At 57.2% G+C, this 24,852-nt stretch carries 18 protein-coding genes and 3 pseudogenes; 12 read left to right on the top strand and 9 right to left on the bottom strand.

Translation table 11 applies throughout. The features are described from left to right. Positions 1 to 379 precede the first annotated feature (379 nt). A pseudogene (locus tag BBBR_RS10250) lies at positions 380 to 677 on the top strand (IS256 family transposase); the annotation flags it as partial. Positions 678 to 772: 95 nt separating this feature from the next. Here the strand turns inward: BBBR_RS10250 and BBBR_RS04005 are convergent. The 3 genes from BBBR_RS04005 to BBBR_RS03995 are packed head-to-tail and all read right to left on the bottom strand — an operon-like array spanning position 773 to position 4,716. Beyond that, positions 773 to 3,016 carry an ATP-binding cassette domain-containing protein gene (locus tag BBBR_RS04005; protein ID WP_003829091.1) on the bottom strand — a complete coding sequence of 748 codons (2,244 nt, stop codon included), beginning with the start codon at positions 3,014 to 3,016 and terminating at the stop codon, positions 773 to 775. A gap of 4 nt (positions 3,017 to 3,020) precedes the next feature. After that, positions 3,021 to 4,403: an MATE family efflux transporter gene (locus BBBR_RS04000; RefSeq protein ID WP_003829089.1), complete on the bottom strand. Its 1,383-nt coding sequence runs from the start codon at positions 4,401 to 4,403 to the stop codon at positions 3,021 to 3,023. A gap of 25 nt (positions 4,404 to 4,428) precedes the next feature. Next, the gene (locus tag BBBR_RS03995) at positions 4,429 to 4,716 is read right to left on the bottom strand and encodes a hypothetical protein (RefSeq protein WP_225851421.1); all 288 of its coding nucleotides are present in this window, start codon (positions 4,714 to 4,716) and stop codon (positions 4,429 to 4,431) included. 75 nt (positions 4,717 to 4,791) lie between these two features. On the opposite strand from BBBR_RS03995, the gene BBBR_RS10245 reads away from it, so the two are divergent. Further along, the gene (locus BBBR_RS10245) at positions 4,792 to 5,049 is read left to right on the top strand and encodes a TfoX/Sxy family protein (protein WP_048349503.1); all 258 of its coding nucleotides are present in this window, start codon (positions 4,792 to 4,794) and stop codon (positions 5,047 to 5,049) included. A gap of 26 nt (positions 5,050 to 5,075) precedes the next feature. Beyond that, positions 5,076 to 5,936 (top strand): AraC family transcriptional regulator, encoded by an 861-nt coding sequence (locus BBBR_RS03990; RefSeq protein WP_003833466.1) that lies wholly within the window; start codon positions 5,076 to 5,078, stop codon positions 5,934 to 5,936. Between the two features lie 180 nt (positions 5,937 to 6,116). On the opposite strand, the gene ychF is transcribed toward BBBR_RS03990, so the two are convergent. Beyond that, entirely contained in the window at positions 6,117 to 7,217 is a 1,101-nt protein-coding gene (gene ychF / locus BBBR_RS03985; protein WP_003829080.1) for a redox-regulated ATPase YchF, read from the bottom strand. A 495-nt stretch (positions 7,218 to 7,712) separates the two neighbouring features. On the opposite strand from ychF, the gene BBBR_RS03980 reads away from it, so the two are divergent. The 4 genes from BBBR_RS03980 to BBBR_RS03965 all read left to right on the top strand — a co-directional run bounded on the left by BBBR_RS03980 (position 7,713) and on the right by BBBR_RS03965 (position 10,705). After that, complete coding sequence (locus BBBR_RS03980; RefSeq protein ID WP_229058298.1) at positions 7,713 to 8,321, top strand: amino acid ABC transporter permease; 609 nt, start codon at positions 7,713 to 7,715, stop codon at positions 8,319 to 8,321. Beyond that, the gene (locus BBBR_RS03975) at positions 8,299 to 9,006 is read left to right on the top strand and encodes an amino acid ABC transporter permease (protein ID WP_003829075.1); all 708 of its coding nucleotides are present in this window, start codon (positions 8,299 to 8,301) and stop codon (positions 9,004 to 9,006) included. The genes BBBR_RS03980 and BBBR_RS03975 overlap by 23 nt, the downstream gene beginning before the upstream one ends. Continuing rightward, positions 8,999 to 9,787 (top strand): amino acid ABC transporter ATP-binding protein, encoded by a 789-nt coding sequence (locus BBBR_RS03970; RefSeq protein ID WP_003829073.1) that lies wholly within the window; start codon positions 8,999 to 9,001, stop codon positions 9,785 to 9,787. Before BBBR_RS03975 ends, BBBR_RS03970 begins: the two co-directional genes overlap by 8 nt. 69 nt (positions 9,788 to 9,856) lie before the next feature. Beyond that, positions 9,857 to 10,705 carry a transporter substrate-binding domain-containing protein gene (locus BBBR_RS03965; protein ID WP_003829071.1) on the top strand — a complete coding sequence of 283 codons (849 nt, stop codon included), beginning with the start codon at positions 9,857 to 9,859 and terminating at the stop codon, positions 10,703 to 10,705. A gap of 143 nt (positions 10,706 to 10,848) precedes the next feature. On the opposite strand, the gene proC is transcribed toward BBBR_RS03965, so the two are convergent. Together proC and BBBR_RS03955 are read right to left on the bottom strand one after the other, a co-directional pair. Then, positions 10,849 to 11,670, bottom strand: coding sequence for a pyrroline-5-carboxylate reductase (gene proC, locus BBBR_RS03960; protein ID WP_003829067.1), 822 nt, complete (start codon positions 11,668 to 11,670; stop codon positions 10,849 to 10,851). Positions 11,671 to 11,816: 146 nt separating this feature from the next. Then, complete coding sequence (locus BBBR_RS03955; protein WP_014483852.1) at positions 11,817 to 13,295, bottom strand: alpha/beta fold hydrolase; 1,479 nt, start codon at positions 13,293 to 13,295, stop codon at positions 11,817 to 11,819. Between the two features lie 81 nt (positions 13,296 to 13,376). On the opposite strand from BBBR_RS03955, the gene BBBR_RS03950 reads away from it, so the two are divergent. Further along, positions 13,377 to 15,845 (top strand): sensor histidine kinase, encoded by a 2,469-nt coding sequence (locus BBBR_RS03950; RefSeq protein ID WP_047928211.1) that lies wholly within the window; start codon positions 13,377 to 13,379, stop codon positions 15,843 to 15,845. Positions 15,846 to 15,866: 21 nt separating this feature from the next. Then, positions 15,867 to 16,673 (top strand): response regulator, encoded by an 807-nt coding sequence (locus BBBR_RS03945; protein ID WP_003829060.1) that lies wholly within the window; start codon positions 15,867 to 15,869, stop codon positions 16,671 to 16,673. Between the two features lie 288 nt (positions 16,674 to 16,961). Here BBBR_RS03945 and BBBR_RS03940 read toward each other — a convergent pair whose 3' ends face one another. The 3 genes from BBBR_RS03940 to BBBR_RS03930 form a co-directional block, all read right to left on the bottom strand. Continuing rightward, the gene (locus BBBR_RS03940) at positions 16,962 to 19,700 is read right to left on the bottom strand and encodes an ABC transporter permease (RefSeq protein ID WP_003829059.1); all 2,739 of its coding nucleotides are present in this window, start codon (positions 19,698 to 19,700) and stop codon (positions 16,962 to 16,964) included. 31 nt (positions 19,701 to 19,731) lie between these two features. Beyond that, entirely contained in the window at positions 19,732 to 20,658 is a 927-nt protein-coding gene (locus BBBR_RS03935) for an ABC transporter ATP-binding protein (protein WP_025262921.1), read from the bottom strand. Positions 20,659 to 21,132: 474 nt separating this feature from the next. Continuing rightward, positions 21,133 to 22,449 carry an O-acetylhomoserine aminocarboxypropyltransferase/cysteine synthase family protein gene (locus BBBR_RS03930; protein ID WP_003829053.1) on the bottom strand — a complete coding sequence of 439 codons (1,317 nt, stop codon included), beginning with the start codon at positions 22,447 to 22,449 and terminating at the stop codon, positions 21,133 to 21,135. Positions 22,450 to 23,061: 612 nt separating this feature from the next. On the opposite strand from BBBR_RS03930, the gene BBBR_RS03925 reads away from it, so the two are divergent. The 3 genes and pseudogenes from BBBR_RS03925 to BBBR_RS11410 all read left to right on the top strand — a co-directional run. Next, positions 23,062 to 23,934, top strand: a complete 873-nt coding sequence (locus BBBR_RS03925; RefSeq protein WP_003829051.1) for a pyridoxamine kinase — start codon at positions 23,062 to 23,064, stop codon at positions 23,932 to 23,934. A gap of 388 nt (positions 23,935 to 24,322) precedes the next feature. Continuing rightward, positions 24,323 to 24,526, top strand: a pseudogene (locus tag BBBR_RS11355) (helix-turn-helix domain-containing protein); the annotation flags it as partial. Next, positions 24,523 to 24,732 (top strand): annotated as a pseudogene (locus BBBR_RS11410) (IS30 family transposase); the annotation flags it as partial. The pseudogenes BBBR_RS11355 and BBBR_RS11410, both read left to right, overlap by 4 nt. Positions 24,733 to 24,852 lie beyond the last annotated feature (120 nt).

Here is a 24,852-nt window from a genome sequence, read left to right as displayed (position 1 = left end):
CTTTCCTCAGTCGCCTTCAGCGATAACTTCCCTCGCCGAGGGGAAGCCACGGAAAAAAACTTTCTTTCTGAACATCATCACTACGACGACGGCATACATCATCCATTGCATTGGGAATAAGCCGTCACCGAATACAGAATCTAATGAGCTCGGATCACTCATTCACGAGCACCAGAATTCGTTTCATGAATTACCACGTTTGTGTCTTTGAAAGGCATGCGGCCGAATCCAATTCGAATCGCAACTCGGGAATATACAGGCGGCGGCACCGATGCCTCTCACATCACCGGGAAACGATGACGACACCGGGAAAACCATCAGCCCACACTGCGGAAAAACACTGCCGAACCCGCCCAACAAATATTGAAGCAGTACACACCACGTGCAGGCCAACATCCTCGAACTGACCGGCAGGCGGCCCCGCCTGGAGGCCGGCAGACGGCTGCGCGCGATTGCCGCCGCCCGGCACGCGTCAAGGACCGGGACTCCGCCACGGCGTGGCTCGTCTCCTACAGCCGGTGGGAGCAGGACTTTGCCTCGTTCCTCGACGAGAAGAGCGAATACGCCGACGGCAGCGTGAACGGCATGCACCAAAGGCTCGTCAAGGCGCGGCGCATGATCCCAGGCGCATCCGGGAGGGCCAGCCGTTCGCGTTCCTCGACGAGGGGCTCGCGGCCAACGCGATGACCGACGAACGACTCGAGCGCCGGACACACATTTTGACCTATAACCCTTAATTTTCTAATCAGGAGCAGGGAAAACAGGAATTCGCCTATGAAATACTGGATGCACGCAGACAGTCCGCTGTCAGTGTCTTTGCATTTTGAAGCATCTCCTCCGGTGTCCCTGTAAATACCACTTCTCCCCCGTTCTTCCCTCCATCGGGGCCGATGTCAATAATCCAGTCCGCCTGCTTCATCACGTCCAGGTTATGCTCAATCACTACCAGCGTATTTCCGCTGGATACAATCCCATCAAACAGCTTCAACAGATTATCTACATCGGACCTGTGAAGGCCTGTGGTCGGCTCATCCATGACAATGATGCTACCGCTCTTCCCCAGGTTCTTTGCCAGCTTAATCCGCTGCCGCTCTCCCCCGGACAGGGTACTAAGGGGCTGCCCCAGCGTCAGATAGGATAATCCCACCTGCTGCATTACGCTCAGGCGTTTCCTGATCCTGGTATCCTCAAATAATTCCAGTGCCTGGGAAGCGGTAAGCCCCAGCAATTGGACAATATTCCTCCCCTTGTAGGTACAGGCAAGGGCCTCCCTGTTATACCGCACACCGCCGCATGCCTCGCATTCTGTAACAATCGGGTCCATAAAGGCAAGTTCCGTAACGAGAACACCTTTGCCGCCGCAGATTGGGCAGGCTCCGGCGGAATTAAAACTGAACAGGCTTTCCGGCTGATTGTTCTCCCGTGCCAGAAGTTTTCGTATCTCATCAAAGAAGCCCAGGTAGGAAGCTGGTGTAGAGCGGCTGGTAGCTGTAATCGGCCCCTGGTCCACCATCACCACTTCATTCTCATACGCTCTCGCAAATACCTGGGAAATGAGGGTACTCTTTCCCGAACCAGCCACACCAGTCACCACCGTCATGACCCCCAGAGGGATATCCACATCCACATGCTTTAGGTTATGAAGGCAGGCATCCCTTACCGGCAGGCTGCCTGTGGCTTTACGTGGCGTCTGTTTTATGGGGAACAACTTTTGCATGGATTTTCCCGTCAGGGTATCTGTCCTAAGTAGTTCCGGATAGCTTCCCTCAAACACGATTTCACCGCCGTTTTGTCCTGCCGCAGGCCCCACGTCAATGACATGGTCTGCGATGGAGATTACGTCTTTATCGTGTTCCACCACAAGGACTGTATTTCCTTTATCCCGAAGCTTCTTGAGAAGATGATTCATACGGTAGACATCCCGTGGATGCATCCCGGCACTGGGTTCGTCAAAGATATAGGTCATCCCGGTCAGACTGCTTCCCATATACCGGACCAGCTTCAGCCTCTGGGCCTCCCCGCCGGACAGGGAGGGTGTTTCCCGGTTCAGATGCAGATAAGGGAGTCCAATCTCGATCATCCGGTCCAATCCCTCCAGGATGGTATGAACCAGCAGACCCACTGTCTGGTCCGTGATCTGTGTCAGGACTTCCCGCAGGAGAGTCAGCTCCATCTCGCACATGTCTGCAATAGAATACCCGTTTATTCTACAGTTCAAAGCCGCCTCATTCAGCCTTCTTCCATGACAGTCACTACATTCTATTTCCGTAATCAGCTTTTTTGACTTCTCTTTGGTGTGTCTGCTTTTGCTGCTGATATCCCGGTTTAAGAGGGCCTTCGTATACTTATGGTACAGTCCAGTTACTTTCGGGTTCTCCGGCTCTCCCTTACCATCACGGGCACCATAGACAAGAAGGTTGTATTCTTCTTTTGTGTAATCCCGGATGGGTTTATCAAGGTCGAACAGCCCTGACTCAGCATACTGCTTCCAATACCAGGATCCCGGACGGTACAGGGAATCCTTCACACAGCCCTGGTTCCAGGATTTATTCCGGTCCAGGACTGCTTCCATATCCACTTTTGTAACTTTTCCGAGACCGGAACAGGTCTTGCACATCCCGTTGGGGTCATTAAAAGAGAAATAGGACGCAGTTCCCACAAAGGGCTGCCCAATCCTGGAAAACAACAGCCGCAGGCTGGCATACAGTCCGCTGATGGTCCCTACTGTGGAGCGTGCATTTCCCCCTAAGGAGGACTGGTCCACCACAACGGACGGTGTCAGATTGTCAATGCGCTCCACTGCCGGTCTGGGGTATTTGGGAAGCCTGGACCGTACAAATGCCGGGTAGGTTAAGTTCATCTGCCGCTGGGATTCCGCTGCAATCGTGTCAAAGACAATACTGGATTTCCCGGACCCGGACACCCCGGTAAATACTGTGATTTTTTCCTTCGGGATTCTGAATGTAACGTGTTTCAAGTTATTCTGGGTAAGCCCATACACCATAATGTCTGCCATCTGATCACACTCCTTTTCTCTTTTTCCTGCTGTCATATCCAACCAAACCTGCTGCAATCAGAGCCGTAAGGATGTCTGCGGTGGGACCTGCGTACAGAATCCCGTCCATTCCCCAGATACCCGAGAAAATATGGATGAGCGGTACCATCAGCAGAAGTGGCCGGAGGATGGAAAGCAGCATCGCTTTCACTGCCTGTCCGGCTGCCAGATAATACTGGGCTGACACCACCTGAAATCCAGTAAACGCCAGTCCGAACAGGGAAATGCGCATACACTTGATACCAAATGCCATAGATGCTGGCTCATTCATCCCAAAAATCTGCAGAATCTCCGCCGGGAATAACTCACAGATAAGCCAGCCAATCACAGAAACCACCGTAGCTGCGCCAACCGCCTTTTTATAGGTTTCTTTGACCCGGTGTTCGAAACCAGCGCCTTTGTTAAATCCGATGATGGGCTGCATCCCAAGTGCAATCCCCACACAGATAGCAACCACTACAGAACTGATCCGAAGCACAATCCCAAGACTGCTAAGTGCCGCTTCGCTGCCAACGCCTGCCATTTCACAGCTCACCACCGCTTTGTTCAGTTCAATCTGCAGAATTGTTACCGCCACCTGAATCATGCAGGATGGAAGCCCAAACGCAAATATCTGACCGCAGATGGGTAATGTAGGGCAGATATTTTTTCTTCTTAACCGGATATGCCCTTTCTTTAAAAAGTAAACCAACAGTATGACCGCGGACATGATCTGCGAGGTTACGGTAGCGATTGCTGCACCTTTCACTCCCCAGTTAAAAACAAATATATAGATTGGATCCAAAACCAGGTTGATTACCGCTCCGACCAGGAAGCATCCCATAGCCAGGATGGGGCTGCCACACGCTCTGGCCATACTGGACAGGGCAATAGCTGCCATACTAAAGGGTGCACCAAGTAAAATGATGGGGACATAATCCAACACATAGGACAATGAGCCCTGCGCCCCCTTCGTAGCCCCAAAAGCTAGTGCCAGCGGTTTCAGGAAAGTAAGGCATATAACGGTAAAAAGAATACCTATGGCAACAGACAGAGTGAATACCGTTCCAAGGGTTTTTTCGGCTTCTGCTTCTTTTCCTGCCCCTAAGTTCATGGACGTATAGACACTGCCGCCAATCCCCAGCAGGGTGGCGATGGATAAAAGAATCGTGACGAAAGGAAAAGTAACCGTGGTTGCAGCAATGCCAAGATATCCCACCCCACGCCCAATGAATATCTGGTCTACGATGTTGTAAAGTGCATCCACCAGCATGGATAAGACAGATGGGATTGCAAATTTTATGAGCAGCCTGCCGAGAGGTTCGGCTGCAAGAGGGTTTCCCCTCACTGTTTTAATAGTCTTGTCCATCTCTTTTTCTCCTTTGGTTTTTTCATCATTTACGCTGGATTAGCGTATCAAAGGAGCGCAAACCATTCATGATACTTTTTGCGGTTTTTTCATCCGAAGGCCTGACGGCAAACCATGCCTCCTGAATCGGCGTCTCCATGCCCCCGCCTTCTATAGGGTATACCTCGATATCCGGCAGCTCTGCATAAAAAAGGCCTGATGATGGCAGAACTTCTAAATGCAGATACCGGAACATATTATCGGAAGTCACATGGCAGCATGGATCTGCTGTTACCATGCACCAGGTGGCTTCAGATATCCGAAACTCTTCCATTCCTGGGGGCATTGTTTGGTTTAAATAGAACTGATATAATGTGGATAGGAAAACTGTGAACATCTGGGAGGCAATATGAAGAATTTATCGGAATTACCTAACATAGGAAACGCTGTAGCTAATCAATTAAAACAAGTTGGTATTTTAGATGAAGACGATTTGAAATCCATAGGAGCAGAACAAGCATGGCTGAAAATACAGCAAATTGATAAAACAGCGTGTATCAATAAACTCTACGCATTAGAGGGTGCAATCTTAGGCATAAAAAAAACTTTATTGCCAAACGAAAGAAAAGAAGCATTAAGAGAATTTTATAACAGATATAAAAAGTAATAGTAAAAACGGATGGAGGTGCCTGTTTGAAACGATATCCCCCTTTAGAAAGGGCCATTACCTATATCGAAGCACATCTAAATGAATATATCGGTCTGAATGAAGTATCAAGAGAAACCGGCTACTCCTACTACTACATGACCCGCCTGTTTTCTTCTGTTTTAGGTGAATCCGTGGGACACTATATCAACCGTCGGAGGCTTTACAATGCGTCCGAAAAACTGATTCATTCCGACCAGAAGGTCATTGATATTGCACTTGACTGTGGTTATGAATCGTCAGAGGCGTTCAGCAGGGCCTTTAAAGCTGTTTTTGGATACAGTCCTGTAGCTTACCGGAAAGCCGGACTTGATTTGGTGATAAAAGCAAAAAAAGAACTGGCGCCGGAAGATGTGTGCCATATTGCCAATCATATTTCACACGCTCCCAAGATCATCCTGCTAGGTGAGACAGAAGTAGCTGGGCTTCGGGGGACTACTTCCCTGTCCGACAATCAGCTGCCCGGACTGTGGGAACAGTTCCATGGTCTTAACAAAGATTTTTTCACCACATCTGCGGGATATGGCATCTGTGAAACGCAGAAGACGGCTTATACAAAAGACGGCGACGCGTTATATTCCGTCATGATCGGCGGTCCGGTGAAGGATTTTGATTGCCTGCCGCTGGAACTGGCAAAAAAGACGCTGCGTGCAGGAAGATACGCTGTTTTCACCCACCGGGGCACACTTGGAAACTTATATAAAACATATCAGTATATCTTCGGAACATGGTTGCAGACCACAAGGGAAGAACTGGATGACAGGGAAGATTTTGAAGTTTATGAGCATGAAATTCTATCCTTTGATGATCCAGATAATGAAGTTAAAATTTTTATTCCTATCAAATGACAGGACACCATTTTGCGCACGGGCGCTGACGGTGTTTTACATATCACCGGGTATTTAGGGTGTGTTTACACTATCTAGGTTTTGTGTGATAATTATCGTGTGTGTACGCCAGATATCACACAAAACCTAGATAATGTAAACACACCCTAGAATTCCCAGATTTTCAGCACTACCAAACGGTCACTTCTTAGACGTTGGGGAGAACTTGAACTCCACAATATCTCCGTCGGCCATGACGTAGTCGCGGCCCTCCTGACGGAGCTTGCCTTCCTCCTTGATCTTGGCCATGGAGCCGTCGGCGGCCACGAAATCGTCGTAGGAGACGATGTCAGCCTTGATGAAGCCCTTTTCGAAGTCGGTGTGAATCACGCCGGCGGCCTGCGGGGCGGTCCAGCCCTTGTGGATCTGCCAAGCACGCACCTCCTTGACGCCTGCAGTCAGGAAGGTCTGCAGTCCGAGGATGTCGAAGCCCACGCGGGCCAGTTGGTCGAGACCGGACTCGCTCAAGCCAGCGTCGGCCAGCATTTCGCGGGCGTCCGCCTCGTCGAGCTCGGTCAGGTCCGCCTCGAACTGGGCGTTGAGAAACACGGCCGGGGCCGGGGCCACGGAGGCGGCAAGTTTGGTCTGAAGGTCCTTGTTGGCCAGCTCGTTATCGTCCACATTGAACACGTAGATGAACGGCTTGGCGGTCATCAGGTGCAGGTCGTAGACGGAATCCTTGTCGAAACGACCTTCACGCGCAGCCTTGTCGAGCGTCTCGCCAGCCTCAAGAATGGTCTTGGCCTGCTTGACGGCGTCCATGTAAGCCGGCTCGATCTTCTTGCCGCGCAGATCTTTCTCCAGCTTGGGCAGCGCGTTCTCGATGGTCTGCAGATCGGCGAGAATCAGCTCGGTGTTGATGGTGTCGATGTCTTCGGCCGGATCCACCTTGCCGTTGACATGCACAATGTCATCGTCTTCAAAAGCACGCACGACTTCGCAGATCGCGTCGGCCTCGCGGATGTTGGCCAGGAACTTGTTGCCCAAGCCTTCGCCTTCGGAGGCGCCCTTGACGATGCCGGCGATATCCACGAAGGTCACCGTGGCAGGCACGACCTTCTCGGTGTGAACCAGCTTGGCCAGCACCGGCAGACGATCGTCCGGCAGTGGCACGATACCGGTGTTCGGCTCGATGGTGGCGAACGGATAGTTTTCGGCCAGCACGTTGTTGCGGGTCAGTGCGTTGAACATGGTGGACTTGCCGACGTTGGGCAGTCCGACGATTCCGATAGTAAGAGACATGCCTTTAAGTCTAAAGAGCCAAGCGACAAGCGCACGGGAACCGCGAAATGCTCGACTCGCACAATATGAACATCCCCATTTCGGAGTATCCGATAGCAGGGTATAAACGGCGTTCATAACGCAAAACCCGGCCGGCACATCATCAATGCATATTGCGAAGCTCATCAATCACATGCCATCGGTTGCGACTACTGGGTTTTGCGCATCAGCCGGCTGCGAGTTCGAGCAACGGCTCTTGCAATACACCACCCCGACCTCCAAGTCAATACCTTTATCCGCACTCGTCGAACGTTCTTTTCTTGGCGAAATACACCCCCGCCACCCGTTATCCTTATGGGGTAGCACACGGAGCCGCTACGTTTTACCCCATACATGCGGCCCGCAACCATTGAGAGAGACCATGCAACAAGCATTACTACGTATACGGAAGGAGGGCCGGCTGTGAACTGGGAAGTCATCCAAGCAAGTCTTCCACTGTTCGGGAAGGCGTTCGTCTTGACGTTACGTCTTTCCGCAATCAGCGTGGTGCTGGCTACCCTTCTGGGATTGGTGCTGGCATTGCTGCGCGAATACCGCGTGCCTGTGCTCGCCCAAATCAGTACCGTATTCGAGGAGCTGTTCCGCAACACCCCTTTGCTGATTCAATTGTTCTTCCTGTATTACGGATTCCCGTCCATCGGCATCAAATGGAGCGCCGAGATCTGCGCTGTCGTCGGTATGTCCATTCTGGGCTCCGCATACATGTCCGGCGCATTCCAAGGCGGCTTCAGCGGTATTCCGCAGGTGCAGAACGAGTCCGCACGCGCGCTGGGACTCTCGCCTTTGCAGATGATTCGTCACGTGACCCTGCCGCAGGGACTCACGCGCAGCGTGCCGGCCGTCGCCGCGAACGTGATTTTCATGGTCAAGGAGACCTCCGTGTTCACCGTTATCGCGGTACCGGAACTGACCAACACCGCACGCGACCTGATCGGCATGTACTACCGCAGCGACGAATACCTGCTGGAGCTGGTCATCGCCTACGCAATCATTCTTATCCCGTTGTCCGTCATCCTCACACTGCTGGAAAGGAGGGTCCGTCGTGGTACTTTCGGCGATAACTGAGGCCTCCGGCGCCAGCGTGCTGTTCACCGGCGACAACTTCACCCGTCTGCTGGGCGGACTCGGCACCTCCATCACGGTGGCCGGACTGGCCCTGCTGGTGGGCATTCCCCTGGGCATCATCCTCGGCGCACTGCGTATCCTGCGCAATCCGGTACTGCGCGCGGTGCTGAGGCTGTACCTCGAGTTCTTCCGCATCGTGCCCACGCTGGTACTGCTGTTCCTCACCTATTACATCCTGCCGCGCGAACTTGGCGTGCAGGTCGACGGCGTGACCGTGGCAGTCGTGACGTTCGGCCTATGGGTCGCGGCCGAAATCAGCGATATCGTACGAGGCTCGTTGATTTCCGTATCCGATCATCAGGTCGATGCCGGCAAGGCGCTGGGCATGAACGGACTGCAGGTGCTGTGGTACGTGCGTATCCCCCAGTCCATCAACCTGATGGTTCCGGCCACCATCAATCTGGCGGCGCGCGTCATCATGACCACGTCCCTGCTGCTGCTCATCAGCGTGATCGACGTGATCACGGTGGGCCAGCAGATCATGGAGGCCAACCGTATGACCCACCCGGACGCCGCATTCTGGGTGTACGGATTCATTTTCCTGCTGTATTTCATCATTTGCTGGCCGCTGGCGATGATCGCCAAGGCCCTGGAGAAGCGAGCCAAGGAGCGTAACAATGGCTGATTCAGAAGAAGTGTCCGTGTCCAACGACTCCGAACCGCTGCTGTCCGTCCGTCATCTGCGCAAATCCTATGGCGATCACGAAGTGCTCAAGGATGTCAGTTTCGACGTCAAGCGCGGCCAGGTGCTGGTGCTGCTCGGTCCCTCAGGTTCCGGCAAGTCCACACTGATTCGTTGCCTGAACGGTTTGGAGACCATTCAGGGCGGTGAAATCTGGTTCAAGGGCCAGAAGATCGCGAATAACAGCGAGAAGACCTGGCGCAAGCTGCGTGCCGAAATCGGCATGGTGTTCCAGAGCTACGATCTGTTTCCGAATCTGACCGTGGCCAAGAACATCGAACTGGGCCCCACCAAGGTGCAGAAGCGCCCGAAGGCCGAGGTCGCCAAGCAGATGGATCAGCTGCTGGCCGACGTGCAGCTCACCGAATACAAGAACTCGTACCCGCGCGAACTGTCAGGAGGCCAGAAACAGCGCATCGCCGTTGTGCGTGCGCTTGCGATGAACCCCGAGCTCATGCTGTTCGACGAAGTCACCGCATCACTCGATCCGGAAATGGTGCGTGAGGTGCTGGAGCTTATGCTTCGTCTCGCCAAGCGCCATATGACGATGATCGTGGTGACCCATGAGATGGAGTTCGCCCGGCGCGTGGCCGACACGGTGATGTTCCTGGAGAACGGCGTGATCCTGGAACGTCAGCCCGGCGACGAGTTCTTCACGAATCCCAAAACCGACCGTGCCAGGAACTTCCTAGAGAGCATGGCTCCGGTCGGCGATGAGGCATGAGTACTCCGTTCATGCCGAATCATCAAGATTTGCAATAACCAACAAGAAAAGGATAAAGGGGAAAGAATTATGTTCAATGTCAAGAAAGCTTTGGCCGGTGTGCTCGCCGGCGTCACGCTAATTTCCGTCGCGGCTTGCGGCAATGGCCCGGATCCGGCTGCCGGCGGCTCCTCCTCTCAGCAGGGCCAGACCGTCGAGCAGATCAAGAAGACCGGCAAGATTCGTATCGCCACCTTCGGCGACCTGCCGCCCTACGGCTATGTGAAGAACGACGGCACCCGCGCCGGCTATGACGTGGCGCTCGGCAACCAGATCGGTAAGGACCTTGGTGTCAAAGTCGACTGGGTGCAGGTGAACGCCGATGGCCGTGTGGACTCGCTGAAGTCCGACAAGGTCGACCTGGTGCTGGCCAACTTCACCGTGACCGACGAGCGCAAGCAGGTGGTCGACTTCGCCGATCCGTACATGAAGGTGTCCATCGGCGTGGTCTCCCCCGACAGCGCCAAGATCACCAGCGCCGATCAGCTCAAGGGCAAGCAGCTGGCCGTGACCAAGGGCACGACCGCCGAGGCCTTCTTCACTGAGAAGTACCCGGATGTTCAGCTGCGGAAGTTCGATTCCAAGACCCAGCAGTTCCAGGCCTTCAAGGATGGCCGTGTGGCCGCCCTCGCCGACGACAACACCTACCTGTACGCGTGGGCCAAGGACAACCCGGGCTACACCGTGGGTATCAAGACCATCGGTGACGAGTCCACCATCGCCCCGGCCGTGAAGAAGGGCAACAAGAGCCTGCTCGAATGGACCAACAAGGAGATCAAGACCCTGACCTCCAACGGCTTCTTCAAGGACGTCTACCAGAGCGAGCTCGCCCCGAGCTTCACCTCCGACATCAAGCCGGAAGACGTGATCATCGAGTAGTTTCGTCTGCTTCATACTGCTCCCGCTGGCGAGGGCTGTCATGCGAAGCATGACTGGGGGGGTGGTCCTGTGATTCGGGAGACCCCCAGTCGGCTTCCGCCGACAGCCCCCGCCGGCGGGGGCAATTTTTTTGCCGAGTGCAGTCAGCCGACGATGGCGTCGACGGCGTCAATGACCGCGCCACGGAAGCCGTCTTTTTCGAGCTGGGCAACGCCCTTGATAGTGGTGCCGCCAGGCGAGCAGACAGCATCCTTCATGGCACCAGGGTGGGTTTCGGTGGCCATGTACAGCGCTCCGACGCCCTCGACCATCTTGGCCGCCAAGCGGTAGGCGGTGGCGCGTTGCAGACCGTACTGCACACCGGCATCACCCAGTGCCTCAATGTACATGTCGGTGAATGCGGGCGCGCAGCCGGCCACCACCATGGCGATGTTCATGTGTGCGGTATCCACGCGCTCAATGAGGCTGATGGGCGCGAACACCTGCTCGAAGGTCTCGGTCTCCTCATCGGTCAGGGTGTTGACGGATTCGGTGACGAGCACGCCCTCGCCCACAGCCATCGGCGTATTCGGAATCGTGCATTGAATGTGGATGTCCGGAGAGTCGACGGATTCGCCGTCTTCGGTGGTGAACAGATCCTGATATTTCTTGAGATTCCAGCCGGCCGCAATGGAGACGACGATTTTGCCAGGCTTGGCGAGTTCGCTGGCGAGCGGCTTAACGACGGCGTCAATCTGATAAGGCTTGATGGCGATGATGACCACGTCGGCGGCCACCACCACTTCCAGCGGATTGTGCAACGGGCGCACGCCGAGCTCGGCAGTGGTCTTCTCGAGTTTGTCATAGCGGGCGGCGCAAGCGACCATCTGGCCGCCGGTGACCACGCCCGCGTCGACAAGACCTCGGGCGATGGCCTGAGCCATGTTGCCGTATCCGATGAATCCAATGGTGAGATTCCGGGTCATAAGATTTCCTTTCGTCCGTACTTGGGCTCCCCTCTCTCTAAGGGGGCTGTCAGCGGAGCTGACTGAGGGATGTTTTCCGCACTTGACATACTCCCCTCAGTCTCGCTCCGCGAGCCAGCTCCCCTCCAAGAGGGGAGCCAAAAAGGTTAGAACAGTTCTTCGAGGTCGCCTCGGTTGAGGGCTTCGTCGTAGAGGTGCTTGAACACCACCGAACCGTGCAGTCCGTCGTGCTCGAACTCGTTGGTGGTCCAATAATGGCTGTTGCCCACGCGGCTCAATGTGTCGAGTTGCATGCCTGAGTCGACGTACATGTCGTCGAAGTAGACACCGGCCTGCAGCGGCACTTCGTTGCGTGCCAGCTGGTCCTCGTCATAGATCACGCCGAAGCTCGTGTCTTCCATCAGCAGGTCCATGGCGGGCTTGAACGGGCGCAGCGCGGCCTCCTGCTCGAACATCCACGGGAACATGGCCTCGCCGGTGAAGTTGAGCGGGCGCACATCGGCACCGAACTCGGACTTGCCGTCGCGCACACGCTGGGCGGCCCAGCGAATCGGCTGGTCCATCTCGCCGTTGGCGTAGATGAATTCCTGCAACGGCCAGTACAGCGGACGCGATGAGGTGGCGTTCATCACCTTGGTCAGGAATTCGTCGGACAACGGCGATGCGGCGGAAACGGAGCCGTCGCCATCGAGGAAGGCGCTGTCGAGGATCCAATGCACTCGCTCGAAACTCGGCTTCTTACCGAAGTCGGAGCCAAGGCACTGCAGACGTTCCACGGTGAGCGGGTCGCCGTTGGGCATGATCGGGAAACCGTGGGCCGCCATGCCGGCGATCACGCCGAGACGATGTTCGACTTCGGTTCCCGCCATCGGGTTCAGTACGGAATCGGTCAGCTTGCCCACGAACTCGGAGACTTCCGCGGCGGTCGGCAGCTTCTCCACAATGGCCGCCACACGCTCCTTGTCCTGCGGATAACGCTCGTAGAACTGGGCGGTCTTGCGAATCACACGCGGGAAGGTGTGCTCATAGACCTCGGTGGCGCAGGCGGGCACGTGCGGAATGCCGCCGGTGGTGAAGCTGGCGATCACACCGGCCGGGAACAGGGACAGCGTGGTCAGGGTCAGGAAGCCGCCATAGCTTTGGCCCATTGTCACCCACTTGCGCCCGCCGAACTCGGTCAAACGCAGATGCTCGAAGTCACGCACGATGGAATCGGCGAGGAACTTCTTCAGGTAATCGGCCTGGGCGCGAGCGCCGGCTGCGACATCACCTTCATGGGCGGCGGCAATACGGGCCATGGTGTGCGTGTCCACGCGCGAAGAACGACCAGCACCACGCTGGTCGGGCAGAATCACACGAAAATGCTTGGTGGCCTCTTCAATCCAGCCATCGGAGGTGGGACTGTTCAGACGCGGGCCCTCACCGCCGGGACCTCCCTGCAGGAAGATCAGCAGCGGCAGGTCATCGTGCACGTGTTCGGGCGTGGTGACCACACGGTAGAACAGTTTGATGGTTTCGCCGTCGAATGCTTGGCCTGGCTCATGGCCGGACCAAGCGAGAGGAACGTCAATGGAATGGTCCTCGATGGCGAGGCCCGGTACATAGTATTTGCTCAGCAATGTCATGGCTCAAACTCTAGCCCACAAATCCGTCTGAAGGGTGATGTCGGCTTGTTAACGGACACGCTAGCCTTGGGACGTATGGAAATGGTCGCGCACGTGAGGGCATGGTTCGCTCGGAAGCCGAGTCACACCCTGCTATGGGACACCCTGCTCGCCGCAGTACTGACATTCGGACTCATCCCGCTCATCAGTTCCACCAGTTCCTCTTCGACTCCTGGACTATTATTCGTATCGAACAATTATTCATTGTTGTTCTGGTCGCTACCGACGTTTGTTCCGCTGATGCTGCGACGATACCAGCCGGAGATCGCCGCTTGGTTGTTCGTGGCTCTGACCGCCGCCCATCTCGTCTTCGGCCCGTCGATGACCTACGGCGACTTCTACACGCTTATCATCCTGTATTCGGTGCTCGTGTACGGCAATCCCAAGCATTCCTTGCGATTCATTATCACCGCCTTTGCCATGGGATTGGCCGCGGCTGCGGTCTGGGCGGTGTCAATGAACGTCGGCCCGCTGTTCAAAAGCGGTTCCTCCAATGCTTGGACCGCCTGGATCAGCTGGCTGCCCACCGCTGCGACCATGCCCATATGCCCGGCCTCTCCCGGTCTCATCAGCGAGCCGAGCGTATCCAACTGCGGAATCAAAATGCTGCGGGATACGGGCGTGCTGGCGCTGTGCATGGAAATCAGCGTGCTGAGCATTATCATCATGGCGTTATGGCAGCGTGCGCGCAAGGCCACGCTCACGGCCATGCGCGAACGCAATGCTTCCATAGTGGCCCGCGAAGCGGAGGAGACACATATCGCGGCGCTGGCCGAACGCGCGCGCATTGCCCGTGATATGCATGATGTGGTGGCCCATACGCTGTCGACGATTATCGTGCAGTCGGATGGCGGCCGATATGCGGGCGCGCATGATCTGGCCGTCGCCAAGCATACGATGAGCACGATTCGCCATGAAGCGGAACGCGCGCAGCGTGATATGCAGCGACTGTTCGGCGTGTTCGGCACGGATGATGATGCCGGGTATGCGGACATCGATTCTCTGTTCGACGGTCATCTGGTCGTATCCCGGCGTGTGACCGGCAAGTCACGGCCGGATCGTTTGACCTCCGATGCGGATGCCGCCGTGTTCCGCTTGGTACAGGAGGCGCTGACCAATACGCGCAAGCATGCGGGCGAGGGCGCGAAGGCCTCCATCGATGAGGTGTGGTCGGATGACGGGCTTGCGATTACCGTGTCCGACAACGGCCAGGGAGCGGCATCCGCCGCCGACGGGCACGCACCCGGCTATGGGCTGATGGGCATGCACGAGCGCATCGAATCGTTGGGCGGCAGCGTCTATGCCGGCCCTGGCCCGAACGGCGGGTTCATCGTGGCGGCCACGATTCCCCTCTCCCCCGAAATCGCACAGACCGCCATAGAACCGTCTGACGCTTTGTCCTCCACCATCACACGACTACGGAAACTCCTGGATTCGATACGCCCCAAGCCGCTCGATCAGGGAGATACCGGTGAGTCGAATTGGGTGGCCCGCTTCGCACAATGGACCGAACGGCATTATCTGCTGGTGGATATTCTCATCACCGTGGCGCTGATCGCGATGTTCAGTTCCGCGACGCGCAGCGAGCTGCAGATGATGACGGTCAGCAATGACCCAGTTCAGCCCAACACTGTGCTGAACATGACACTGACCATCATCATGCTTGCCCCTCTGGCTTTCCGACGTCGGTTCCCGGAGGGCAGCGCACTGGTCATGGCGATTCTGTCCACCGTGCAGCTGCTGTTTCTGCCATCCATCCTGACCGTCAACATGTTTGCATTGGTGTCCGTACACGCCGCCGCACTGTATGGACGGGAACAGGCATGGAAATGGGTCAGTGTGGCGCTGGTCGCGGATTCGTGGCTGGCCGGCATCAAGGTAATGTCCGGCTGGAACGGATATGACATGCTGATTCAGATGCTGCTGCCCCTCAACGGCGAATCGGCGATGTCCCGCTGGCTACTGGTGCTTTCCGGCCTGATACCGGGTGGCGTGGTGATGCTGTTTGGCTTTGCGTGCATTGCGATGGCCCGGTGGAGCCGTTCACGCGGCTCGAACGCGCTGGTGCTCATGCAACGCGAGGAGGCGCTCAAGGCCGAGCAGGAGCGGCAGAAGGTGCTGGCCGCCAATCTGGAGCGCAATCGCATCGGCACGGCCATGCAGGCCGAGGTATTGAATACGTTGGAATCGGTGATCACGCAAGCCGATGATGGGCTGGCCATGCTGAACTCCGAACCGGCTCCCGATGGCGAGCAGATCATCGCCGCGTTCACGGTCATCGGGGAACGCGGGCGTGCGGCTCTGGCGCACATGCGGCAATTGCTGACGGTGCTGCGCGAAACCGGATTCAGCGACGAGATGCATGAAGGCGCACAACCCGACATGCAACTGCGACCGGCTGCTCCTCTGTCCAGCCAGATGAGGCAGGTGGAATCCACATCTCAGACGGATTCGTCCACGAACATGAACTCAGGGAACAATCAGGGTGTCCATGGAGCGGCACTCGAATAGGAATCGGATACAGTGGAGAGCATGAACGAGAGCAGAAGCATTCGCGTGATCATTGCGGACGACCAGGAGCTGGTGAGGGCCGGCTTCGCCATGGTAATCGGCTCGCAGCAAGATATGGAAGTGGTCGCTCAGGCGTCCGATGGCGCCGAGGCCGTGACGATGGCGGAGACCCTGCACCCCGATGTGGTGTTGATGGACGTGCGCATGCCGGGCATGGATGGCATCGAAGCCACCCGCCGTATTACTTCGCTGACCGCCGGCACGGATGGCACGCAGCCGACCCGTGTGATCATCCTGACCACATTCGATTTGGATGAATATGTGATGGCCGCCATCAATGCCGGCGCTTCGGGTTTTCTGCTCAAAGACACCGAACCGGAGACGCTGCTCAATTCGATTCGCACCGTGTTCCAGGGCAATGCGATCATCGCGCCTTCAGCCACCAAGCGCCTGATCGAGAAAATGATGCAAGACGGCTATGCGCAGCATGGGTCGTTGAGTGGCGGCGTTTCGAACGCAAGTCTCAATGGCAATGCTTGCGGCGTCGCCGACACTACTGGAACGGTCGGAGCTACGGGTGCCGATTCGACGAACGGCATTGGCACCGCACACCCCACATATACCGATCCCGAGCTGGAACTGCTCACAGATCGCGAACGTGAGGTGCTGGTGGAAATCGCCCATGGTCTAAGCAACCAGGAGATCGCGGACAAGCTCTTCATCTCCTTGCCCACGGTCAAAACCCATGTGGCGCATATTCTGGCCAAAATCAACGCCCGAGACCGCGTCCAGGCTGTGGTCTTTGCGTACGATAACGGGTTGGTGTGACCTCCCCAATACACACGATACGGCAGAACAAGTGGTATCCGCCTCGAAAGAGGTACATTCGCCTTTCTGCAGAAAGCTATCTGCTTTCAGAGAGATATCCGAGACCTGATAACACGAGTACGATCATTGCAATTCCAACGGTTGTACTCGCGTTTTCGTATATCCGGTACCCCTTTGAAAGCAGATAGCTTTCTGTAAAGGAACGAATGTACCTCTTTCAAGGCAGATAGGTCTATTCGCAGCATACGAATAGACCTATCTCTTCGCTCTTAGACTATGACCGGGCCACTAGGCCTCAGCCAAAGCCTCGACGGGCGGCGTCTTGACGGCTCTGCGGGCGGGGGCAACACTGGCGAGCAGCGCGGCAAGCGCCGCCACGCCAAGCACGGCACCGTTGGTAGTCCACTCGAACGGGAATACAGTGTCACCATACAGGCTGAACACCATATAGGACCCAAGCCAGCCGAACAGGGTGCCCAGCACCACACCCACCACGCCGGAGACGAGCGACAGCAGTAAAGCCTCCACTGCCAGCGAACACCGCAGCTGGCCGCGCGTCATACCGATGGCACGCAGGGTGGCGGATTCGCGGGTGCGTTCGATCACCGATAGACTCAGCGTGTTCGCCACACCGACCAGTGCGATAAGCACAGCCACCGCAATCAAGCCGACAAGCAACGCCATCATGCCGTTGATCATGGTCTCCCACTGCGTGCGTGCGGCCACCGGACCAGACACGTCAATGTCTGCACTGGCGGAGAATGCATTCTGCACGTTGGTGAATACGTCGTTCAGCGTGGTGTCCGCGCTTTCGGCGTCGATACGCATAAGCATGATATGTCCGTTCGCTTTTACATCACCGTTGGTGAAGTGACCGGCATCCACGAAGGCGACTGCGGCATAGTTGGCTGAGATGCGACGATAATCCACCTTCTGCGGCGCGAGGGTCAGTGTCTGCACGCCATCGGATTGTCCGCCATCGTTCTCAGTATCACTCGCGGCAGCATCAGCTGTACCAGTCTGCGAGCCGGATACATCACTGGTGAAGGTGACGCTCTTACCTAGCGGAATGTCCTTGCCCGTGGCAGCGGAATACTTGGGCATAAGTACGGAGTCACCGCTGATGGTCACGCCGGACAGGTCGGCACGCACCACTTTGCGCAGCGCGTCAACACCATCCACGCCAACGATGAGTACGTTCAGATCCTTGCCATTGGCATCCTTCATGCTCATCATGCGAGTCGGCGCGTAGATACTATCCTTAATGCCCTTAATCTTGGCGGCCTCATCGGCCTGTTTGCTGGTCATATCAGCACCGGCCGCGATCATGTCGACGCTGTAGCGCGTGGTCAGCGCCTCGTTCATGGTTTGCTTGGCGCTGGCGGCACCGGTGGCGATGGTGGAGACCAGCGTCACGCCGATAAGCAGTGCGGCACCGGTGGCGGCCACGCGGCGCGGATTCTTCTGGATGTTCGCATGCGCCACCTTGGCGGACGGCCCGGCAAACGCAACCAGCGCGCCCACACCGCGCATCAATACCGGCAGCCAGAATGTGGCGGAAAGCACCAGTCCGAGGAAGATCAGCGCGCAGCCGGCGATGGCGGCGAGCAGTACCATCGGATACTGCTTGTCGGCCAGCGAATCATGTCCGGCGATCTTTTCGTTCATCTGCCAGGCGGAGAATGCGGCCAGACCGATGCCGACGAGCACCAACAGACCCGCAAGTATGGCACGGATCTTACCGGCCCGACGGGTATCGTTCAGTTCGATGGGCCGCAGCGCTTCCAGTGGAGTCACGGCGGTGGCGGAACGTGCGGAGCCAAGCGAGGCGATCACGGTCATAGCGATGCCGAACGCAATCGGCACCACGAACGCCGGCCAGGACAACACCAATCGCATGGTCATGCCGGTGGCTTTCATCAGGCCGGATTGGCACAGCGCCGCCATCAGTCCGATGCCGAGGCCCACGCCCAGCATGGAGGCGATGAGTCCCAGCAGACCAGCCTCGAACAGTACGGAGACATACAGCTGGCCTTTGTTCGCGCCGATGGTGCGCAGCAAGGCAAGCGTGCGACGGCGTTGGGCGACGAGCACTTGGAAAGTGTTGGCGATGACGAGCGCCGCGACCAGCATGGCGAGGATGCCGAAGCTCAGCAGGAAGATGGTGGTGATACTCGTATCGCCCTTGCTCACGGATTTGATGGATTCCTCTTCCATCGCTGCGCGGGATTGCACGGTGAAATGTTTTGGCAGCAGCTTGTCGATTTGTTTCACGGTGGCGTCGGCGGACGGCTGATCGGCATCGTCGATATCGAGGTAGACAAGATAGACATTGAGTTTGCCGAAATCGTCGATACCGTTCATCGCGGTGATCACGTTATCGGAAAGCACTGAGGCTCCGCCGTAGTACGCATAGGCGCCGTTCGGATCTTCAGTGATACCCACTACGCGAACGGTCATACCGGAATCAGCGGCAGTGTCGTTGCCGGCGGAACCGTAGCCCGTCGAAGCTACGGCCTGCGCGGTACGGGAGTTCACGGTCACGCTATCCCCCACCTTGACACCAAGCTGATCGGCCACGGACTTAGTCAATGCTATTTCGTTGCCATCGACCGGCTGGTCGCCTTGAATGATGCTGACCGGCAGCAGATCACGCTGTGCGGCGGTGGTGATGGCATAGCTGCTGGCGTGCTTATCGCCATTGGCCACGGTTACGGAACTCGAGGATTCGACGCGCACATCCTTGACACCTTCTGTGGCGCGGATACGGTCGAGTTGGAAGTCGTTCACCGTGCGAGTGTAGATGTCATTCCGCTCCTGCTCGTTCAGGCCCTCGCTGGAGTCCACGCTGATCACATAGTTCGCGCCGCCAAGCTGCGCGGTGGTCTGACGGGCCAGGGAATCGTTCATGGCGTTACCGAACAGGAATGTGGCCGCAATGAACGCGGTGCCGATCAGGATGGCGATGCCGGCCGGAATCAGCATTCTGGCGCTTTTCTTCATGAGTTTCACTGTGATGGAAAACATGGGTTCGTCCTACTCTCTTGCTTTCCGTGGGTCAGCGGGCGTGGCGTGCGGCGGCACGGGCGTGGCGCAGCGTTCCCTCACACCCAGAGGTGGGAACGGCCGGCGGCAGCGGCGCATCGGTGATGGGCAGATCCGGCACGTTGCGCACGCCTGCCATCTGTGCCATCTGGTCAGCAGGAGTATCGGTAAGAGTGGTGCGGGTGGTGCGCTCTCGCTCGGCCATAAGCAGTTCATTCATGACTTCGGCGTTGGGATGCTGTTCGTCGGCCACGATCCGTCCGTCGGAGAACACGATGGCACGGTCCGCGTAGGAGGCTGCCACCGCATCATGCGTGACCATGACGATGGTTTGGCCAAGCTCGTTGACCGAACGCTTCAGGAAGCCGAGCACTTCGGCGCTGGAAACGGAGTCGAGGTTGCCGGTCGGCTCGTCGGCGAACACCAGCTTCGGCTTGGTAATCAGCGCGCGGGCGATGGCCACGCGCTGCTGCTGGCCACCGGACAGTTCATTCGGTCGGTGGTTCAGGCGCTGCTTCAGTCCCAGGGTTTCGACGAGCAGGTCGAACCAGGCGCGGTCGGGCTTGTCTCCGGCGAGAGTCAGTGGCATGAGGATGTTCTGTTCGGCGGTGAACACGGGCAACAGGTTGAAGCTTTGGAAGATGAAGCCGATCTTGTGGCGACGTAGCAAGGTGAGCTGCTTGTCGTTCATACGGGTCAGGTCTGCCCCGCCGAACAGGATATGGCCGGAAGTGGCGGAGTCGAGGCCGGCGAGCGTGTGCATAAGCGTGGATTTGCCGGAACCGGACGGGCCCATGATGGCGGTGAATTTGCCGCGTTCGAAGCTGACGTTCACGCCGCGCAGGGCGTGAACCATATTGCTGCCGGTGCCGTAGTTCTTGACCAAGTCGATGGCCTGAATAGCGATGCCGCGCGATGCGGACGGGTTCTGCACGTTCATAATGTCTCTCCATATTTGGCCGGGCCTTATGCCCGGACGATGATTCCAACTTATGAAGAAATAACGGCGCGCCCCATCGTGCGCCAGACTGAATTGGGCTAGTGGCCGTGTGCCGGCCCTCATCCTTGAGGATTATGTCGTCTCAGGTCTCACTCTATTCGTGCCTCTGCGCAAACAGTGTGAGGCCGACCGAATATAAAACGGACAACGGCATCCGACAATCGGCGAAATATCGCGGATTGTCAACATGTGCAATTGGGTGATAATGTGCGTTTGCCTCACATACTTTATGGCGGCGGTCATGTCGTGTGAGGCATGCAGACGCAAGAAAGCCCGCACTGCATGACGTCAGTGCGAGCTTTCTACTCCTTGAGTCAAGTTATCGGACGGAAGGTCCCCCATGTGCCTTTGCATTGTGCGGCGCACCCCATAAGCGCCGCTCCCCTTCCTGCCTCAGCGCGCCTTCCTGCCGTCTCACTTGGCCAAGCCGGAAGCGCGAAGGGCTTCGAAGCCGCCCTTCAGATCGTCGAGGATGTCCTCGATGTTCTCGGTGCCGATGGACAGGCGGATGGTGCCCTGGTGGATGCCCTGGTCCTCCAGCTCTTCCAGGGTCTCCTGGGAGTGGGTGGTGGAAGCCGGGTGGATGACCAGCGACTTGGCGTCGGCCACGTTGGCCAGCAGGGAGAACAGGTGCAGGTTGTCGATGAACACGCGAGCCGCGTCCTTGCCACCCTTGATGTCGAAGGTGAAGATGGAGCCGGCTCCGTTCGGGAAGTACTTCTCGTACAGGGCGTGGTCCGGACGGCCCTCGATGGACGGGTGGGAGACGGACTCGACTTCTGGCACGGTCTGCAGGTACTCGACGACCTTCAGCGCGTTCTGAACGTGGCGCTCGACGCGCAGGGACAGGGTCTCGGTGCCCTGCAGCAGCAGGAAGGCAGCGAACGGAGACAGGGTGGCGCCGGTGTCGCGCAGCAGAATGGCGCGGACGCGGGTCACAAAGGCGGCTCCGCCGAGGGCCTCGTAGAAGTTCAGGCCGTGATAGGAGGGATCAGGCTCGGTCAGAGTCGGGAACTTGCCCGGAACGGCGTTCCAGTCGAACTTGCCGCCTTCGACGATCACACCGCCGAGGGTGGTGCCGTGGCCGCCGATGAACTTGGTGGCGGACTCGACCACGACGTCAGCGCCGTGCTCCAGCGGGCGGAACAGGTACGGGGTGGCGAAGGTGTTGTCCACAATCACCGGCAGGTTGTGCTTGTGGGCGATTTCGGAGATGGCTTCGAAGTCCGGCAGGTCGGCGTTCGGGTTGCCGAAGGTCTCGAAGTAGACGAGCTTGGTATTCTCCTGGATGGCGTCCTCGAACTCCTGCGGGTTCTCGGCGGAGACGAAGGTGGTGGTGATGCCGTCGCGCGGCAGGGTGTGGCGCAGCAGGTTGAAGGTACCGCCGTAGATGTTCTTGGCGGCGACGATGTGGTCACCGGACTGGGTGATGTTGCGCACGGCGTATTCGACGGCGGCGGCGCCGGAAGCGACGGCCAGACCGGCGGTGCCACCTTCAAGGGCGGCGATGCGGTCCTCGAAGACGCCCTGGGTGGTGTTGGTCAGACGGCCGTAGATGTTGCCCGGGTCAGCGAGGCCGAAACGGGCCTCGGCGTGGTCGAAGTTGTGGAAGACGTAGCTGGTGGTGGCGTAGATCGGGACCGCGCGGGAGTCGGTGGCCGGGTCGGCCTGCTCCTGACCCACATGCAGCTGCAGGGTCTCAAAACGGTACTTCTTGTTGGTCTCGGCCATGGTATTCTCCTTGGTTGTGCTAGGTCGCGAGGATATTTTCCTTGCCACCCGCCTGCCGTGTTCGGGCGGTTGGCAAGGTGTTGGTTATGAAGTTACGACGCTCAAGGTGCATGTCGCAAGCTGAGCGTTATCGGGGTTGCCTATAGACCCTTATAAACCCTTGGAATCATTGGGATATGAGGCGGTTACGTCGGGCAAAATAGTCATCAAAAATCTCACGACACGCCGAGACACTTCCACGTCTCTTCGCGACAGAAATCTAGGAAATCATCCTCAATTTCCTGGAATCCTGTCACTGAGGTGACGTCAGCGACAGAATTTCAGGACGAATGGGTTTATTTCCGAAATTTCTGCCACTGAGACGGATTCAACGACAGCAATTCAGGGAATCAGGGATGATTTCCGGAATTTCTGTCGCTCAGATGGAACCAGCAACGGAATTTTGGGGTGGATGGTTTTATTTCCAAGATTTCTGTCGCTAGGAGTTTGAGCGATCTGTTGAATTCGGCGACGGAACCTCACCAGATGAATACCGGTTAGCGTGTCCGTATCCCTACAGACTAGTGTCAACTGTGATTATGTGACATCCGTCTGATTGATTGGAGTTTTCTAGTGTCCGACGTTACGTTGTACGACCGCGACCCGAAGTACATCCCGCGCGTGGCCGCCGTGCATGACATGTGTGGCTATGGCAAGTGCTCGCTGACCGCCGCGATTCCGATTCTTTCGGCAGCCGGCTGCGATGTCTGCCCGGTGCCGACCGCCCTGTTCTCCGCACACACGAAGTACGCGGTGTTCACCTTCCATGACACCACGGATATCCTCTCCGGCTATCTGGATGCCTGGCAGAAAGAAGACGTTGAGCTTGACGGCGTGTACTCGGGATTCCTGGGCTCCCCCGATCAGGTGGCGATTATTCAGCGTCTCTACCGCGAATATCCGAATGCGCTACGTTTGGTCGACCCGGTGATGGGCGACGCCGGTGAAATGTATCCCACGTATACGCCGGAACTGTGCGAGGCGATGGGTGCGCTGGCCGACGGCGCCGATGTGCTGATGCCGAACCTGACTGAAGCGAGCATTCTGACCAAGCGCGACTACCCCGGTCAGGATATCGATGAAGCCACGGTTGACGAGCTGTTGGGCGCGCTACTGGAGCTTGGCGCGAAGAACGTGGTGTTGAAGGGCATCGACCATGGCGACGGCAAGATCATCAACTATGTGGCCAGCGCCTCCACTGGTGTTACCGGCAAGATCGAACTGGCACATGACAAGCTGCCGTACATGATTCACGGCACGGGCGATGCATTCGCTTCCGCCCTGTGCGGTGCGGTGATGGCCGGTCGCGGACTGGCCGAGTCTGCTGAGATTGCCGGCGAGTTCGTGCGTCATGCAATGGAAAGCACGCGCAACCAACCTCACTTCGAGGATCGCGGCGTCAGCTTCGAGCTCAATCTCGGAGAACTCACCAATTTGGTGAAGTGACCCACTTTGGCTCCCGCTGGCGGGAGCTGTCAACGAAGTTGACTGAGGGTGGTCTACTATCTGCACGCACCACCCTCAGTCTAGCGGGAGCATCCCAATCTACCGATTCTTGAAGTACTTGAGCAGGTGGCTTTCCCGCGTGCTGAGTACGGCAACTAACGCCCCAACCAGCACACCAACCACTACGCTTATCGGCACCCGAAGCAGCGTGTCGGTAAGCGCCATTGCCTCTGCATTCCCGTTCTCCAGCCGTACCCATGCCAGTAACAGGCTTGATATCAGTATGCCGGCAAGTGCCCACACCCTGAGTTCTAAATAGAAGCGCAACACCCGCTCTATGGTTGGAAGTGTTCAAGTTCATAACCAGAGAGAAAGCGTCGCGCTCGATATGAAAGCCTATTCCCACCTGTCGGCAGAGGAACGCATCCGGATCGACGAGTTGAGGAACCGCGAGGGGCTCGGGGTCCGCCAGATCGCCCTGAGGATCAGCCACGGCAAGCCCACCGTCAGCCGCGAACCGAGGCGCGGCCCGTGGCTCGCGTCCAACGAGAACGAGTCCTACCGCCCCTACCGGCTGAAACGGCTGAAGACGGACGCATCCGCCGCTACCTGCCCAAGAGGACCAGTCTCGACGACCTCACGGACGAGGACCTGCAGGCCATCGTCCAGGAGATCAACGACACCCCCATGAAGGTCCCGGACTGGGAAACACCCAACGAGGCTTGGTACCGCAAACTCGGCAAGGTAATGTCGAAGACAAGCCACCCACAGACAAACGTTGCACTTACAAATAGGTAACGGGATCGCGAATGTCATCCGCTGGATGACATAGCGAAGCACATACTTTCTGAACTAATGGTGGATAACCGCACTTTCATCCACACGCTGTCCACAACACGCCAAGCCGCGTCATGGTAT

The organism is Bifidobacterium breve DSM 20213 = JCM 1192 (assembly GCF_001025175.1).
GTDB lineage: Bacteria > Actinomycetota > Actinomycetes > Actinomycetales > Bifidobacteriaceae > Bifidobacterium > Bifidobacterium breve.
Note: the sequence above shows the minus strand (reverse complement) of the source record. Positions and strands in the feature narration are given on the sequence as shown.

What these genes read in the sequence shown, in the direction of transcription:
- BBBR_RS03930 (WP_003829053.1), bottom strand. Translation starts at nt 22,449, where the DNA reads ATGGCCGAGACCAACAAGAAGTACCGTTTTGAGACCCTGCAGCTGCAT.
- BBBR_RS03940 (WP_003829059.1), bottom strand. Translation starts at nt 19,700, where the DNA reads ATGTTTTCCATCACAGTGAAACTCATGAAGAAAAGCGCCAGAATGCTG.
- BBBR_RS03950 (WP_047928211.1), top strand. Translation starts at nt 13,377, where the DNA reads ATGGTCGCGCACGTGAGGGCATGGTTCGCTCGGAAGCCGAGTCACACC.
- ychF (WP_003829080.1), bottom strand. Translation starts at nt 7,217, where the DNA reads ATGTCTCTTACTATCGGAATCGTCGGACTGCCCAACGTCGGCAAGTCC.
- BBBR_RS04000 (WP_003829089.1), bottom strand. Translation starts at nt 4,403, where the DNA reads ATGGACAAGACTATTAAAACAGTGAGGGGAAACCCTCTTGCAGCCGAA.
- BBBR_RS03965 (WP_003829071.1), top strand. Translation starts at nt 9,857, where the DNA reads ATGTTCAATGTCAAGAAAGCTTTGGCCGGTGTGCTCGCCGGCGTCACG.
- BBBR_RS04005 (WP_003829091.1), bottom strand. Translation starts at nt 3,016, where the DNA reads ATGGCAGACATTATGGTGTATGGGCTTACCCAGAATAACTTGAAACAC.
- BBBR_RS03955 (WP_014483852.1), bottom strand. Translation starts at nt 13,295, where the DNA reads ATGACATTGCTGAGCAAATACTATGTACCGGGCCTCGCCATCGAGGAC.
- proC (WP_003829067.1), bottom strand. Translation starts at nt 11,670, where the DNA reads ATGACCCGGAATCTCACCATTGGATTCATCGGATACGGCAACATGGCT.
- BBBR_RS03935 (WP_025262921.1), bottom strand. Translation starts at nt 20,658, where the DNA reads ATGAACGTGCAGAACCCGTCCGCATCGCGCGGCATCGCTATTCAGGCC.
- BBBR_RS03995 (WP_225851421.1), bottom strand. Translation starts at nt 4,716, where the DNA reads ATGGAAGAGTTTCGGATATCTGAAGCCACCTGGTGCATGGTAACAGCA.
- BBBR_RS03970 (WP_003829073.1), top strand. Translation starts at nt 8,999, where the DNA reads ATGGCTGATTCAGAAGAAGTGTCCGTGTCCAACGACTCCGAACCGCTG.
- BBBR_RS03945 (WP_003829060.1), top strand. Translation starts at nt 15,867, where the DNA reads ATGAACGAGAGCAGAAGCATTCGCGTGATCATTGCGGACGACCAGGAG.
- BBBR_RS10245 (WP_048349503.1), top strand. Translation starts at nt 4,792, where the DNA reads ATGAAGAATTTATCGGAATTACCTAACATAGGAAACGCTGTAGCTAAT.